The 15,569-nt window shown below is 73.6% G+C and carries 11 protein-coding genes; 9 read left to right on the plus strand and 2 right to left on the minus strand.

All coding sequences use genetic code 11. The features are described 5' to 3' along the window. The first annotated feature begins 207 nt into the window (after window positions 1–207). From ACLB9X_RS18930 to hemW, 3 genes are all read left to right on the plus strand, one after another. On the plus strand, window positions 208–2,097 hold the full coding sequence (locus ACLB9X_RS18930) for an AMP-dependent synthetase/ligase (RefSeq protein WP_410361555.1): 1,890 nt from the start codon (window positions 208–210) through the stop codon (window positions 2,095–2,097). 206 nt (window positions 2,098–2,303) lie between these two features. Beyond that, a complete protein-coding gene (locus tag ACLB9X_RS18935; protein WP_410361723.1) occupies window positions 2,304–4,304 on the plus strand; it encodes a SpoIIE family protein phosphatase in 2,001 nt (666 codons plus the stop codon). A 27-nt stretch (window positions 4,305–4,331) separates the two neighbouring features. Next, the gene (gene hemW / locus ACLB9X_RS18940; protein WP_410361556.1) at window positions 4,332–5,564 is read left to right on the plus strand and encodes a radical SAM family heme chaperone HemW; all 1,233 of its coding nucleotides are present in this window, start codon (window positions 4,332–4,334) and stop codon (window positions 5,562–5,564) included. Between the two features lie 39 nt (window positions 5,565–5,603). On the opposite strand, the gene ACLB9X_RS18945 is transcribed toward hemW, so the two are convergent. Together ACLB9X_RS18945 and ACLB9X_RS18950 are read right to left on the minus strand one after the other, a co-directional pair. Next, the gene (locus ACLB9X_RS18945; protein ID WP_410361557.1) at window positions 5,604–6,410 is read right to left on the minus strand and encodes a DUF3097 domain-containing protein; all 807 of its coding nucleotides are present in this window, start codon (window positions 6,408–6,410) and stop codon (window positions 5,604–5,606) included. Window positions 6,411–6,436: 26 nt separating this feature from the next. Beyond that, a complete protein-coding gene (locus ACLB9X_RS18950; RefSeq protein WP_410361558.1) occupies window positions 6,437–7,159 on the minus strand; it encodes an MBL fold metallo-hydrolase in 723 nt (240 codons plus the stop codon). 163 nt (window positions 7,160–7,322) lie between these two features. Between ACLB9X_RS18950 and hrcA the strand changes: the two genes are divergently transcribed. The 6 genes from hrcA to ACLB9X_RS18980 all read left to right on the plus strand — a co-directional run bounded on the left by hrcA (window position 7,323) and on the right by ACLB9X_RS18980 (window position 15,518). After that, the gene (hrcA, locus tag ACLB9X_RS18955; protein ID WP_410361724.1) at window positions 7,323–8,339 is read left to right on the plus strand and encodes a heat-inducible transcriptional repressor HrcA; all 1,017 of its coding nucleotides are present in this window, start codon (window positions 7,323–7,325) and stop codon (window positions 8,337–8,339) included. Continuing rightward, window positions 8,340–9,476, plus strand: a complete 1,137-nt coding sequence (dnaJ, locus tag ACLB9X_RS18960; RefSeq protein ID WP_410361559.1) for a molecular chaperone DnaJ — start codon at window positions 8,340–8,342, stop codon at window positions 9,474–9,476. Window positions 9,477–9,834: 358 nt separating this feature from the next. Beyond that, entirely contained in the window at window positions 9,835–10,908 is a 1,074-nt protein-coding gene (locus ACLB9X_RS18965) for a nitronate monooxygenase (RefSeq protein ID WP_410361560.1), read from the plus strand. Next, window positions 10,905–11,648: a 16S rRNA (uracil(1498)-N(3))-methyltransferase gene (locus ACLB9X_RS18970; RefSeq protein WP_410361561.1), complete on the plus strand. Its 744-nt coding sequence runs from the start codon at window positions 10,905–10,907 to the stop codon at window positions 11,646–11,648. The genes ACLB9X_RS18965 and ACLB9X_RS18970 overlap by 4 nt, the downstream gene beginning before the upstream one ends. 93 nt (window positions 11,649–11,741) lie before the next feature. Continuing rightward, window positions 11,742–12,272: a hypothetical protein gene (locus ACLB9X_RS18975; protein WP_410361562.1), complete on the plus strand. Its 531-nt coding sequence runs from the start codon at window positions 11,742–11,744 to the stop codon at window positions 12,270–12,272. Between the two features lie 45 nt (window positions 12,273–12,317). Next, complete coding sequence (locus ACLB9X_RS18980; protein ID WP_410361563.1) at window positions 12,318–15,518, plus strand: S41 family peptidase; 3,201 nt, start codon at window positions 12,318–12,320, stop codon at window positions 15,516–15,518. Window positions 15,519–15,569: the final 51 nt, after the last annotated feature.

Genomic DNA, 15,569 nt, shown 5'->3' on the forward strand with positions numbered 1-15,569 from the left:
CACCTGGACAGGTGCGAATCGTTACATGTGCGGGGCACCGATCCGTTGCTCCGGAGAGCGGACCTGCGCTCCGTTCGTTATGAAGCGGCAGCCCGCAGGCTCTTACGCGCCGCCCATGTGCGCTCTACTCTGATCACGGCTCGATGGTTACTCGCCAGTTAAACAACCAGCCAGTCGTGCATGCTGCCGCCAGGCCCGGAGGACGTCGTGAGCGAAACCCAGACCCAGATCGAGAACCGACCGCCATCGGTGGCGACCATCTTCACCGAGCGCGTGGCCGCCACGCCGGACGGCGAGGCCTACCGCTATCCGGTGCCCCCCGCCTCGGGGACGGGGCCCGACGACTGGAAGTCCCTGAGCTGGGGCCAGGCCGCCGAGCGGGTCTACGCCATCGCGGCCGGCCTCATCGACCTCGGGGTCGCCCACGAGGAGCGGGTCGCGCTCGCCTCCTCCACCCGGGTCGAGTGGATCCTCGCCGACCTCGGCGTCATGTGCGCGGGCGGCGCGACCACCACCGTCTACCCCTCGACCAATGCCGAGGAGTCGGCGTACATCCTCGCCGACTCCGAGAGCCGGGTGCTCATCGCCGAGGACGCCGCCCAGCTGGCGAAGGCCCGTGAGCGCCGCGCCGAGCTGCCCGAGCTGCGCCACGTCGTCGTCTTCGACGCCGAAGGCGTCGAGCCCGACGACGCCGACCCGGAGGGCTGGGTCCTCACTCTCGCCGACCTGGAGGCGCGCGGCGCCGCGTACCTCGAGAAGCACCCCGAGGCCGTCAAGGAGCGGGTCGCGGCCATCACCGCCGACCAGCTCGCGACGCTCATCTACACCTCCGGCACCACGGGCCGGCCCAAGGGCGTGCGGCTGCCGCACGACAACTGGTCCTACATGGCCAAGGCCATGACCGCCACGGGCCTGATCGGCAAGGACGACGTCCAGTACCTGTGGCTGCCCCTCGCCCACGTCTTCGGCAAGGTGCTGACCTCCGGCCAGATCGAGGTCGGGCACGTCACCGCCGTCGACGGCCGCGTCGACAAGATCATCGAGAACCTGCCGGTGGTCCAGCCGACCTACATGGCCGCCGTTCCGCGCATCTTCGAGAAGGTCTACAACGGGGTCGCAGCCAAGGCGCGGGCCGGCGGCGGCGCCAAGTACAAGATCTTCCAGTGGGCCGCCGGGGTCGCCCGCGAGTACGCCAGGACCACGCAGGACAACTTCCGCCGCACCGGCACCGCTTCGGCCCCCCTCGGCCTGAGCGCCAAGCACAAGATCGCCGACGCGCTCGTCTACTCCAAGCTCCGCGAGGCGTTCGGCGGCCGGCTGCGCGCCGCCGTGTCCGGCTCGGCCGCGCTCGCCCCCGACATCGGCTACTTCTTCGCCGGCGCCGGCATCCACATCCTGGAGGGCTACGGCCTCACCGAGTCGAGCGCCGCCTCCTTCGTCAACCCCGGCGAGGCGTACCGCACCGGCACGGTCGGCAAGCCGGTGCCCGGCTGCGAGGTGCGCATCGCCGACGACGGCGAGATCCTGCTGCGCGGCCCCGGCATCATGGAGGGCTACCACAAGCTGCCCGAGAAGACCGCCGAGGTCCTGGAGCCCGACGGCTGGTTCCACACCGGCGACATCGGCGAACTGTCCGCGGACGGCTACCTGCGGATCACCGACCGCAAGAAGGACCTGATCAAGACCTCCGGCGGCAAGTACATCGCACCGGCCGAGGTCGAGGGCCAGTTCAAGGCCGTGTGCCCGTTCGTCTCCAACATCCTCGTCCACGGCGCCGACCGGAACTTCTGCACGGCGCTCATCGCCCTCGACGAGGCCACGATCCTCGGCTGGGCCGAGGAGAACGGTCTGGGCGGCAGGTCCTACGCGGAGGTGGTCGCCTCTCCGCAGGTCGAGCAGCTCGTCGACGGCTACGTGAAGCGGCTCAACGAAGGCCTGCAGCGCTGGCAGACCATCAAAAAGTTCCGGCTCCTGCCCCGCGACCTGGACATCGAGCACGGCGAACTGACGCCCAGCCTCAAGCTCAAGCGCCCGGTCGTCGAGCGCGAGTACATGGACCTCATCGAGGAGATGTACGCCGGGTCCCGCGAGTCCTGATCCGTACGACACGGGGACACGCCGCACGCCTGCGACACAGGCGTGCGGCGTGATCCTCGCAGCACCCCTCGCGACCAGCGGAAACACGAAAGGGCTCACCCAGTTCGGTGACTCCGTGCTTATGAACGGGCTCGGTCTGTCACCCTGTCGGTGTCATAGCGGCGCACAACAGCACCGACCAGGAGCCGCACGTGGGGTCCATTCCGTTGCAGCGAGACACCGGCAAACGGCCCGCACCCATGTCCGCCGGATGGCCAGATCTCGGCGGTACAGGGGTGCGCGTCAGCCTGCCCGGCAGCCTTCTGGCACCCGGCACCGCGCGGCGCCTCGTGCGCTCGGCCGTCGCCGAATGGACCGGGCTCGGGCTGTTCGACGCGTGCTCCTGCTGCGCCGGCCCGGCCGGCGGCTGCCCGCCCGGCACCCCCTGCCCCGAGCGGCTCGCGGACGACGCCGCGCTTGTCGCAGGCGAGCTCGTGACCAACGTCGTCGTCCACGCGGGCACGGCCGCCGAGCTCGTGTGCCGCTACGATCCGCCCGCCGAGGACGCCGCCGACGCCGACGGGACCGCCGCCCTGATCGTCGAGGTCTCCGACCACCATCCCGACCGGCCCGTCCACAGCCATCCGCACGACTACGACCAGTCCGGCACCCCCGACTACGGACGCGGCCTCCACCTCGTCGCGGCCCTCGCCGAACGCTGGGGCATCACCTACCGCGCCGCGCTCAAGACCGTATGGGCACGGCTGCCGCTCGACGGCCGCGGCAGCCGGCCGCGGACCGGCGAGGAGCCCGCAGACCCGCACCGGCTTCGGCCCGTCGGCAGTACCGCCCCCGCGGCGCCCACGGCCGGGCGGGACGACCACGACTGGCTCGCCCGCGGCGGGGCCGCCTCCTTCCTGGCCGAGGCGTCCGACCTGCTCGCCGGCCAGCTCGACGAGAACATGGTCGCCGCCCTCGCCGGACAGCTCCTCGTGCCGCGCCTCGCCGACTGGTGCGCCGTCTGGCTCGACGACGAGACCGGCCCGTACGGGCTGCGCGAGCCCGGCCGCACCGCCCCCCCGCCGCGCCTCGCCGGTGTCTGGCACCGCGACGAGGCCGCCGTGGAACACCTGCGCGCGGCGCTCGGCGCCGAGGCGCCCAAGCCGCCCGACCCGCGCTTCCGGAGCCCCGTGCCCGTCCCGTGGCCGGCCGCGTCCCACGACGGCGTCCCGGCGGCGGACGCGGGCGGCCACGGGAACAGCGGGGCGGCCCTGGCGTACCGGCTGGCCGCGGGCGGGCGCGGGCTCGGCGTGCTCGTCGTCGCCCAGCAGGGCGCGGCCCGGCTGCCCGACGACGTGACCGCGCTCGTCGAGGACTTCGCCCGCCGGGTCGCCCTCGCGATCAGTGCCGCCCGCGAGTACACCCGGCAGGCGACCATCAGCCGTGTCCTGCAGCGCGGACTGCTGCCCAGCAAGGTGGGCCAGATCCCCGGCGTCGACACCTGCCTGGTGTACGAGCCGAGCGGGGACGGCGTGGCGGGCGGCGACTTCTACGACGTCTTCCCGGCCGGGTCGAGCGGCCGCTGGTGCTTCGTGCTCGGCGACGTCCAGGGCAGCGGCCCCGAGGCCGCCGTCGTCACCGGGCTCGCCCGCCCCTGGCTGCGCCTCCTCGCCCGCGAGGGCTACCAGGTCGGGCAGGTCCTCGACCGGCTCAACGGCCTGCTCCTCGACGACGCCATGGAGGCCGCCGAGGCCGCCGCCCTGCTCGTCACCGGCGGCCACGGCCCCGGCCTGCCGGACGGGCAGCACGCCCGCTTCCTGTCCCTGCTCTACGGCGAGGTCGTGCCCTCCCCGGACGGCCGCGGCGGCGCCCGGTGCACCCTCGCGAGCGCCGGTCACCCCCTGCCGCTGCTGCTGCGCCCCGACGGCACGGTCACCGTCATCGCCGAGCCGCAGGTGCTCCTCGGCGTGGTCGACGACGTCGCGTACCGGAGCACCACGTTCGACCTCGCGCCGGGCGAGACGCTGCTGTGCGTCACGGACGGCGTGACCGAGCGGCGCTCCGGGCCCCGGATGTTCGACGACGAGGACGGTCTCGCGACGGTCCTCGCCGAGTGCGCGGGGCTGTCGGCGCAGGGCGTGGCGGAACGGATCAGGGCGGCGGTGCACGCGTTCGCGCAGACGCCGCCGGGGGACGATCTGGCGCTGCTGGTGCTCCAGGCGGGATGACGCCGCGGGTGACGGACAATGGGGGGCATGCCTTCCGTACTGCCCGACGGCGAGCCCGTGCCCGAGGACGGCTCGCTGCCCGCGTCCGCCCTCGACGGCGCGGGTGACCGGCCGCTCGCCTTCTACCTGCACGTGCCGTACTGCGCGACGCGCTGCGGCTACTGCGACTTCAACACCTACACGGCGACCGAGCTGCGCGGCTCGGGCGGCGTGCTCGCGTCCCGCGACAACTACGCCGAGACGCTGGCCGACGAGATCCGGCTGGCCCGGAAGGTCCTCGGCGACGACCCCCGCCCGGTGCGGACCGTGTTCGTCGGCGGCGGCACGCCGACGCTGCTCGCCGCGGACGACCTCGTACGGATGCTGGACGCGGTGCGGGCGGAGTTCGGGCTGGCCGACGACGCGGAGATCACCACGGAGGCCAATCCGGAGTCGGTCGGTCCGCAGTACCTGGCGGACCTGCGGGCCGGGGGCTTCAACCGGATCTCCTTCGGCATGCAGAGCGCGCGGCAGCACGTGCTGAAGGTCCTCGACCGCACGCACACGCCGGGTCGTCCCGAGGCGTGCGTCGCGGAGGCGCGGGCGGCGGGCTTCGACCACGTCAACCTCGACCTGATCTACGGAACGCCGGGCGAGAGCGACGACGACTGGCGGGCGTCCCTGGAGGCGGCGGTCGGCGCGGGACCGGACCATGTGTCGGCGTACGCGCTGATCGTAGAGGAGGGCACGCAGCTGGCGCGGCGCATCCGGCGCGGCGAGGTCCCCATGACCGACGACGACGTCCACGCCGACCGCTATCTGATCGCGGACGACGTGCTGTCGCGCGCCGGCTACGAGTGGTACGAGGTCTCCAACTGGGCCACCTCCGAGGCCGGCCGCTGCCTGCACAACGAGCTGTACTGGCGCGGCGCGGACTGGTGGGGCGCGGGCCCGGGAGCGCACAGCCACGTCGGCGGGGTGCGCTGGTGGAACGTCAAGCACCCCGGCGCGTACGCGGCGGCGCTCGGCGAGGGACGGTCGCCGGGGGCGGGCCGCGAGGTCCTGACGTCCGAGGACCGCCGGGTGGAGCGCATCCTGCTGGAGCTCCGGCTGCGGGACGGGGTGCCGCTGTCGCTGCTCCGGGAGCAGGGGCTGGCCGCTTCCCGTCGTTCCCTCGCGGAGGGGCTTCTTCAGGCCGGGGCGTACGAGGAGGGGCGCGCGGTCCTGACCCTGCGGGGGCGGCTGCTGGCGGACGCGGTGGTGCGCGGCCTGGTCGATTGATCACTCCGCCGACTTCAGGACCCTCCCGGGCAGTCCCCGTTAGCCCGGCTCCGTGACGAAGTCGATCAGTTCCTCCACCCGCCCCAGCAGCGCCGGCTCCAGGTCCTTGTAGGACCGCACGTGCGACAGGATGTGCTGCCAGGCCGCACCCGTGTGGGACGGCCAGCCCAGCGCCCGGCACACGCCCGTCTTCCAGTCCTGGCCGTGCGGGATCCTCGGCCACCCCGCGATGCCCAGCGACGACGGCTTCACCGCCTCCCACACGTCGATGTACGGATGGCCGACGACCAGCACGTGCGGGTCCGTCACCGACGCCGCGATGCGGGACTCCTTGGAGCCGGCGACCAGGTGGTCGACCAGCACGCCCAGGCGCGCGTCCGGGCCCGGGGCGAACTCGGCGACGATCGACGGGAGATCGTCGATGCCCTCCAGGTACTCCACGACCACGCCCTCGATGCGCAGGTCGTCTCCCCACACCCGTTCCACGAGTTCGGCGTCGTGGCGGCCCTCCACGTAGATGCGGCCCGCGCGGGCGACCCGGGCGCGGGCGCCGGGGACCGCGACCGAGCCCGAGGCCGTACGCGTGGGGCGGGCCGGGGCCGGCGCGGACGGGCTGACCAGCGTGACCACCTTGCCCTCCAGCAGGAAGCCCCGCGGCTCCAGCGGGAAGACCCGGTGCTTGCCGAAGCGGTCCTCCAGCGTCACGGTCCCCGCCTCGCAGCGGATCACCGCACCGCAGAAGCCGGTCGCGACCTCCTCCACCACGAGGTCGGGTTCCGCGGGGACCTCCGGGACCGGTGCCGACCGCTTCCACGGAGGTGTCAGATCAGGGCTGTAGCTGCGCATGTCGGATGACGATACGACCGGCCGCCCTACGACACGCCGAAGCGCGCCGCCAGCTCGTCACGCTGCGTCCGCACGAACGCCGCGTCCACCGCCGCCCCGTGCCCCGGCACGTACAGCGCGTCCTCGCCGCCGAGCGCGAGCAGGCGGTCGAGCGCCGCGGGCCAGCGCGAAGTGATCGCGTCCGGGCCCGCCTGCGGCTCGCCCGACTCCTCCACCAGGTCGCCGCAGAAGACGACCTCCGGCTCGCCGGGCACGAACAGCGCCAGGTCGTGGCCCGAGTGGCCGGGGCCGACGTTGGCCAGCAGCACCCGGCGGCCGCCCAGGTCGAGCGTGCACTCCCCGCTCACCAGGTGGTGCGGCACCACCAGCAGATCGGCGGCCTCCGCCGCCGCGGCCGCCGGGACCCCGTGGCGCACGGCGTCGGCGCGGATCGCGTCGCGTTCGCGGCCTAGCAGCGTGTCCACACCGACGGCCCCGTAGATCTCCACACCGGCGAACGCGGCCGTGCCCAGCACGTGGTCGAAGTGCGGGTGACTCAGTGCGATGTACGTCACGCGGCGCCCGCCCGCCAGTGCCTGCGCCTGTGCGCGGAGCCCGGCGCCCTCGCGGATCGTCGAACCCGTGTCGTACAGCAGGACGTGTTCCTCGCCCAGCACCAGGCCGACCGTCGCGTCCCAGGTCGGCATCCTTCGCCGGCCGACTCCGGCGGCCAGCCGTTCCCACCCGAAGTCTTCCCAAGCGGCGTCCATACGGCGACGCTATCCGCATCGACCAGCACAGGTCTCGCGGTAGCGTGGTCGGCCGCCCTTGCTAGGGGCGTACCCCGCCGCCGTACACTGGCCGGGGAAAGCTGGCACTCGGGCGTATCGAGTGCCAGGACACACCGAGGACCGGCAGCTGGAGGTGCGCGCGATGCTCAGCGAACGCAGACTCGAAGTCCTGCGCGCCATCGTCCAGGACTACGTCGGCACCGAGGAGCCCGTCGGTTCCAAGGCGCTGACGGAGCGCCACAAGCTCGGTGTCTCCCCGGCCACCGTCCGCAACGACATGGCCGTGCTGGAGGACGAGGGCTACATCGCCCAGCCCCACACCAGCGCCGGCCGCATCCCCACGGACAAGGGCTACCGGCTGTTCGTCGACAGGCTGGCGGGTGTCAAGCCGCTGTCGTCCCCCGAGCGCCGGGCCATCCAGAACTTCCTGGACGGAGCCGTCGACCTCGACGACGTCGTGGGCCGCACGGTCCGTCTGCTCGCCCAGCTGACCCGGCAGGTCGCCGTCGTCCAGTACCCCTCGCTGACCCGCTCGACCGTCCGGCACGTGGAGCTGCTGTCGCTCGCTCCCGCCCGGCTGATGCTCGTGCTGATCACGGACACCGGCCGCGTCGAGCAGCGGATGGTCGACTGCCCCGCGCCGTTCGGCGAGACCTCGCTGGCCGACCTGCGGGCCCGGCTCAACAGCCGCGTCGTCGGCCGCCGTTTCGCGGACGTGCCGCAGCTGGTGCAGGACCTGCCGGAGTCGTTCGAGACGGAGGACCGCGGCACGGTCTCCACCGTGCTCGCGATCCTGCTGGAGACCCTGGTCGAGGAGACCGAGGAGCGGCTGGTGATCGGCGGCACCGCCAATCTCACCCGCTTCGGACACGACTTCCCCCTGACGATCAGGCCGGTGCTGGAGGCGCTGGAGGAGCACGTCGTGCTGCTCAAGCTGCTCGGCGAGGCCAAGGAATCGGGCGTGACCGTGCGGATCGGGCATGAGAATGCCCACGAGGGACTCAACTCCACGTCCGTCGTCTCGGTCGGCTACGGTTCGGGCGGCGAGGCAGTCGCCAAACTCGGCGTGGTCGGACCGACCCGCATGGACTACCCCGGAACGATGGGAGCGGTACGCGCAGTGGCACGTTACGTCGGACAGATCCTGGCGGAGTCGTAAGTGGCCACGGACTACTACGCCGTACTCGGCGTACGCCGCGACGCATCGCAGGACGAGATCAAGAAGGCGTTCCGCCGGCTCGCGCGTGAACTCCACCCGGACGTGAATCCGGACCCGAAGACGCAGGAGCGCTTCAAGGAGATCAACGCGGCGTACGAGGTGCTCTCGGACCCGCAGAAGAAGCAGGTCTACGACCTCGGCGGCGACCCTCTGTCCCAGGCCGGCGGCGGTGGCGCGAGCGGCTTCGGCGCGGGCGGCTTCGGGAACTTCTCCGACATCATGGACGCCTTCTTCGGCACGGCGTCGCAGCGCGGACCCCGTTCGCGTACGCGGCGCGGCCAGGACGCCATGATCCGCCTGGACGTCGAGCTCAACGAGGCGGCCTTCGGCACGACGAAGGACATCCAGGTCGACACGGCCGTGGTGTGCACGACGTGCTCCGGCGAGGGCGCGGCGCCCGGCACCTCCGCGCAGACCTGTGACATGTGCCGCGGCCGCGGTGAGGTCTCGCAGGTGACGCGGTCCTTCCTCGGCCAGGTCATGACGTCGCGTCCGTGCCCGCAGTGCCAGGGCTTCGGCACCGTCGTGCCGACCCCGTGCCCGGAGTGCGCGGGCGACGGTCGGATCCGGTCGCGCCGCACCCTCACGGTGAAGATCCCCGCGGGTGTCGACAACGGCACGCGCATCCAGCTCGCGGGCGAGGGCGAGGTCGGCCCGGGCGGCGGCCCGGCCGGTGACCTGTACGTCGAGATCCACGAGATCGCGCACCCGGTCTTCCAGCGGCGCGGCGACGACCTGCACTGCACCGTGACGATCCCCATGACGGCGGCGGCGCTGGGCACGAAGTGCCCGCTGGAGACGCTCGACGGCATGGAGGAGGTCGACATCCGGCCCGGCACGCAGTCCGGCCAGTCGATCCCGCTGCACGGGCGCGGCATCACGCACCTGCGGGGCGGCGGCCGGGGTGACCTGATCGTCCACGTCGAGGTGACGACGCCGACGAAGCTGGACCCGGAGCAGGAACGACTGCTGCGGGACCTGGCGAAGCTGCGGGGCGAGGAGCGGCCGACGGGCCAGTTCCAACCGGGGCAGCAGGGGCTGTTCTCGCGCCTGAAGGACGCCTTCAACGGCCGCTGATCCGGGGCCTTCGGCCCCGGGGCCCTGTCCGGGGCTGCGCCCCGGGCCGGTGCGCGCTGCGCGGCTGGCCGGGCTCGGTGCTCCGCCCTCGCCGGACCGCGCTGCGCGCTGACGGGTTCGGGGCTCTGCCCCGAGTGGCGCTGCGCGCTCGTGGGCGCGGGCTTTGGGGTCGCCTCGTCGCGCGGGCCCGTGCTTGGGCCCTGCCCTGGCCCCGTACCGCGGCGCGGGGGCCGGGGCTTGCCCCGGTTTCGGGAAGGGGCGGGGAGGGGACAGCCCGCCGCAGGCGCCTCCCCGTGGCGCCCGGTGGGGCGGAATACCCGATTCGGGTCGGGGGACCGGGGCATGGGACGATGCCTGCATGTCGTCCGCGCTGACCGATCTCTGTCGTCATCCGATCGTGCAGGCCCCCATGGCCGGCGGTGCGTCCTGTCCGGAGCTCGCCGCCGCTGTGTCCGACGCCGGCGGGCTCGGCTTTCTCGCGGCCGGGTACAAGACGGCGGACGGCATGCACCAGGAGATCACACAGCTCCGCACCCGCACCGCGAGGCCCTTCGGCGTCAACCTGTTCATGCCGCAGCCCGGCGCCGCCGATCCGGCCGCCGTCGATGTCTACCGGCAGCAGCTCGCCGGTGAGGCCTCCTGGTACAACACCCCGCTCGGCAACCCCGGCGCCGGGCGGGACGACGACTACGAGGCCAAGCTCGCGATACTGATCGACGACCCCGTCCCGGTCGTCTCCTTCACCTTCGGCTGCCCCTCCCGCGCCACGCTCACCGCGCTTTCCGCCGCCGGCACGACCACCGTCGTCACCGTCACCACGCCGGAGGAGGCGCAGGCGGCGCAGCGGGCCGGGGCCGACGCCGTGTGCGTGCAGGGCATCGAGGCGGGCGGCCACCAGGGCACGCACCGTGACGACCCGGCCGCGGACGGAACCGGCATCGGCCTGCTCTCCCTGATCCCCCTCGTCCGCGAGGCCGTGCACCTTCCGGTCGTCGCGGCCGGCGGCCTCATGCGGGGCGCGCAGATCGCCGCGGTGCTGGCCGCGGGGGCGAGCGCCGCGCAGCTCGGCACGGCGTTCCTCGTCTGCCCCGAGTCCGGCGCGAACGCCCTCCACAAGCAGGCCATGACCAACCCCCTGTTCGCCCGCACCCAATTGACCCGTGCCTTCTCCGGCCGGCCCGCCCGCGGGCTGGTGAACCGTTTCATGCACGAGCACGGCCCGTACGCCCCCGCCGCCTACCCCGACGTCCACCACCTCACGAGCGGGCTGCGCAAGGCGGCGGCGCAGGCCGGGGATCCGCAGGGCATGGCGCTGTGGGCCGGGCAGGGCCACCGGATGGCGCGCGAGCTGCCCGCCGGGCGGCTGGTGGAGGTCCTCGCCGCAGAACTGGACGCCGCACGGGCGGTGTTGGCGCTGGGCGGTGCGCGATGACCGCCCCCGTGTTCCTCGTCGAGTCGCTCGAAGGCGTCGCGCCCGGCGGCCTCGTCACCCTGGACGGCCCCGAGGGGCGGCATGCCGTGTCCGTACGGCGGCTCCAGCCTGGTGAGGAGATCGTCCTGACGGACGGTCACGGACGCGGCGCCGCGGGCTCCGTGCTGGCCACCGAGGGCAAGGACCGGCTGACGGTCGAGGTGCGCGAGTGTGTGGCCGAGCCGGAACCGGCGCCGAGGATCACCGTCGTCCAGGCGCTGCCGAAGGGCGACCGCGGCGAACTCGCCGTGGAGACGATGACGGAGACGGGCGTGGACGCCGTCGTGCCGTGGGCGGCCGCGCGTTGCATCACGCAGTGGAAGGGCGAGCGCGGGGCCAAGTCGCTGGCCAAATGGCGTTCCACGGCACGGGAGGCGGGCAAGCAGTCCCGCAGGCTGCGCTTCCCCGAGGTCGCGGAGGCGGCGACGACCAGACAGGTGGCGGCACTGCTGGCGGCCGCGGACTTCGCGGCCGTGCTGCACGAGGAGGGCGCGGAGCCGCTGGCCACCGCCGAACTCCCCGCGCGGGGCTCGATCGTGCTGGTCGTCGGCCCGGAGGGCGGCGTGTCCCCGCAGGAGCTGGAGGCGTTCGCGGAGGCGGGCGCGAAGCCGTACCGCCTGGGCCGCAGCGTGCTGCGCACGTCGACGGCCGGCACCGCGGCGACGGCACTGCTGCTGGGTCGTACGGGCCGCTGGTCCTGAGGGGCCCTTCCGGGTCATGGGGCGACCCCGTGCGCACCACACTGGCCACAACAGTCCTTCTCCCGGGCCCTCCTGGATGGCACCCTGCCACCCATGAGGGTGCTCAGAACCGTGGTCGCCACCGGTGCCTGCGGAATCGCCGTCGCGGGCCTCGCCGCCTGTGAGCCGGCGGCCGGCGGGCTCGACTCCGCCGCCGTGGCCGTCACCACCGACCGGACCGCGACCGCCACGCTGGAGCGGCTGACGTTCGACGTGGCGTGGCTCAGCTGCAACGCCAGAGTGAACAGGGGCCCGAGTCCCTCGGCTGCCACCACGGCACCGGGCAGCGCGACGGTCGACTGCCGGGGAGAGACCGAATCCGGTCAGGACATCATCCTCAAGGGCACGGTCACCGAGGAGCGCGCCGGACACTGCGTACGCGGTGATATGACTGCCCGGATCGACCGGAAGGTCGTCTTCCAGGCGACCATGCTCGGCGACTGCTCCGCCGCGCCGAGCACCACCGCACCCGGCACGTCCGGGCCGGGAGCCACCGCGCCGCCCCCGCCCACCGCGCCGGCTCCGCCGGCCCCCGTCGTCACCGTCACCGAGACCGTCACCGTGACCGCCGTTCCGGCCAAGTGATCCAAAGCCTCCCGCGCAGACGCTCCACCTGCCTAGGGTGACGGTGTGACGCACCCTGCCTACCTCCGGTTTCCCCATCTGCACGGCGAGTCGATCGCCTTCACCGCCGAGGACGACGTCTGGGTGGCGCCGCTCGACGGCGGCCGCGCGTGGCGCGTCAGCGCCGACGACGTCCCCGTGAACCATCCGAGAATCTCGCCCGACGGCACGCGCATCGCCTGGACCTCGTACCGCGACGGCGCGCCCGAGGTGCACGTCGCGCCCCTCGACGGCGGGCCGTCGGACCGCCTGACCCACTGGGGCAGTTACCGGACCTCCGTACGCGGCTGGACCCCGGACGGCCAGGTCCTCGCGCTCACCACCCACGGGCAGGCGTCGCTGCGCCGCACCTGGGCGCAGGCCGTGCCCCTCGACGGAGGCCCCGCCGCCACCCTGCCCTTCGGACCCGTCGGCGACGTCGCCTTCGGCCCGCAGACGCTGCTGCTGTCGGCGACGATGGGTCGCGAGGCCGCCGCCTGGAAGCGCTACCGGGGCGGCACCGCGGGCAAGTTGTGGATCGACGCGGCGGGCGACGGGGAGTTCGTACGCCTCCACGAGGGCATCGACGGCAACATCGAGTGCCCGCTGTGGCTCGGTGACAGGATCGCGTTCCTGTCCGACCACGAGGGCGTCGGCGCGCTGTACTCCTCGCTGCCCGACGGCTCGGACCTCCGCCGCCACACCGGCATCGAAGGCTTCTACGCCCGCCACGCCGCCACCGACGGCGCCCGCGTCGTCTACTCCTGCGCGGGCGAACTGTGGATCCTCGACGACCTGGACGGCGCCGAGCCGCGCCGGCTCGACATCAGGCTCGGCGGTCAGCGCACCGACCTGCGGTCCCGGCCCGTCGACGCCGACCACCACCTCGGCGACGCCGCCCCCGACCACACCGGCCGGGGCAGCGCCGTCGAGGTCCGCGGCGGCATCCACTGGGTCACCCACCGCGGAGGGCCCGCGCGTTCGCTCGCCGTGGAGCCCGGCGTGCGGTCCCGGCTGCCGCGCACGTTCCGGGTGGACGGCGAGGAGCATGTCGTCTGGGTGACCGACGCCGAGGGGGACGACGCGCTCGAGTTCGCGCCGGCGACCGGGCCCGCCGCGGGCGCCACGCCCCGCAGGCTCGCCGCGGGCCGGATCGGCCGCGTTCTCGGCCTGGCCGTCGCGACCGACGGCAGCCGCGCGGCCGTCGCCTCGCACGACGGCCGGGTGCTGCTCGTCGAGCGCGAGTCCGGCGAGGTCCGCGAGGTCGACCGCAGCGAGCACGGCGACGCCACGGGGCTCGTCTTCTCACCCGACTCGGGCTGGCTCGCCTGGTCGCACCCCGGCCCGAGCCCGCTGCGCCAGATCAAGCTCGCCAACACCGGTGATCTGACGGTCTCCGAGGCGACGCCGCTGCGGTTCAAGGACTTCCAGCCCGCCTTCACACTCGACGGCAAGCACCTCGCCTTCCTCTCCGAGCGGTCCTTCGACCCGGTCTACGACACGCACGTCTTCGACCTCGCCTTCATCGGCGGCTGCCGGCCGCACCTGATCACGCTGGCCGCGACGACGCCCTCGCCGTTCGGCCCCCAGCGGCACGGGCGGGCCTTCGACCCGGACAAGGACGGCCCGTCCGACTCCGGGGCGGACGAGGGGGCCGCGCCCGTCACCCGTATCGACCTCGACGGACTCGCGGACCGCATAGTGCCGTTCCCCGTCGAGGCCGCGCGCTACTCGACGCTGCGCGCCGCGAAGGACGGGCTGCTGTGGCTGCGGCACCCGCTGCGCGGGGTCCTCGGCGCAGCCCGCGCCACGCCCGACGACCCGGGCCCGAAGACCGCGCTGGAGCGCTATGACCTGGTCCAGCAGCACATCGAGGAACTCTGCGGCGACGCCGACCACTTCCGCGTCAGCGGCGACGGCAAGCGGATCCTCCTCCACACCGACGACACGCTCAAGGTCGTCCCCAGCGACCGGCGCGCCTCACGCGACGAGGACTCCGACACCAACATCACCGTCGACCTGAGCCGCGTGCGCCGGATGATCGACCCGGCCGCGGAGTGGCGGCAGATGTACGACGAGGCCGGCCGGTTGATGCGCGACCAGTTCTGGCGGGCCGACCTCGGCGGCGTCGACTGGGACGGGGTGCTGGAGCGGTACCGGCCGGTGCTGGCCCGTGTCGCCACCCATGACGACCTGGTGGACCTGCTGTGGGAGGTGCACGGCGAACTCGGCACCTCCCACGCGTACGTCATGCCGCGCGGCGGCTACGGCAGCGGCGCGACCCGGCAGGGGCTGCTCGGCGCGGACATCTCCATCGCGGAGGACGGGTCCTGGCGGATCGACCGCATCCTGCCCTCGGAGACGTCCGACCCGCACGCCCACTCGCCGCTCGCGGCACCGGGCGTCGCCCTGCGCGCGGGCGACGCGATCGTCGCCGTGGACGGGCGGCCCGTTGACCCCGTGCGGGGCCCCGGGCCGCTGCTCGTCGGCTCGGCGGGCAAGCCCGTCGAACTCACCGTGTCCCCGGCGGGCGGCGGCGACCCGCGCCACGCCGTGGTGGTACCCCTCGCCGACGAGGAGCCGCTGAGGTACCACGCCTGGGTCGCGGACCGGCGCGCGTACGTCCACGAGAAGTCGGGCGGACGTCTCGGCTACCTCCATGTCCCGGACATGCAGGCGCCCGGCTGGGCCCAGATCCACCGTGACCTGAGGGTGGAGGTGGCGCGCGAGGGCCTGGTCGTCGACGTACGCGAGAACCGCGGCGGCCACACGTCGCAGCTCGTCGTCGAGAAACTGGCCCGCCGCATCGTGGGCTGGGACCTGCCGCGCGGGATGCAGCCGTCCAGCTACCCGCTGGACGCTCCCCGGGGGCCGGTGGTGGCCGTGGCGAACGAGTTCTCCGGCTCGGACGGCGACATCGTGAACGCGGCGATCAAGGCGCTCGGCATCGGCCCGGTGGTGGGCACCCGGACGTGGGGCGGCGTGGTGGGCATCGACAGCCGCTACTCCCTGGTCGACGGCACGCTGGTGACGCAGCCCAAGTACGCCTTCTGGCTGGAGGGTTACGGCTGGGACGTGGAGAACCGCGGCGTGGACCCGGACGTGGAGGTGGTGGTGACGCCGCAGGACCACGCGGCCGGGCGGGATCCCCAGCTGGACGAGGCGATCCGGATGGCGCTGGCGGCGCTGGAGGAGAGCGCGGCGAAGACGCCGCCGCGGCTGCCGTGACGGGGGCGCCTGCGGCGTGCTCTTCCCCTACCCGCCCCTTCCCTAACCGGG

Source organism: Streptomyces sp. 5K101 (assembly GCF_046506645.1).
Taxonomy (GTDB): Bacteria; Actinomycetota; Actinomycetes; order Streptomycetales; family Streptomycetaceae; genus Streptomyces.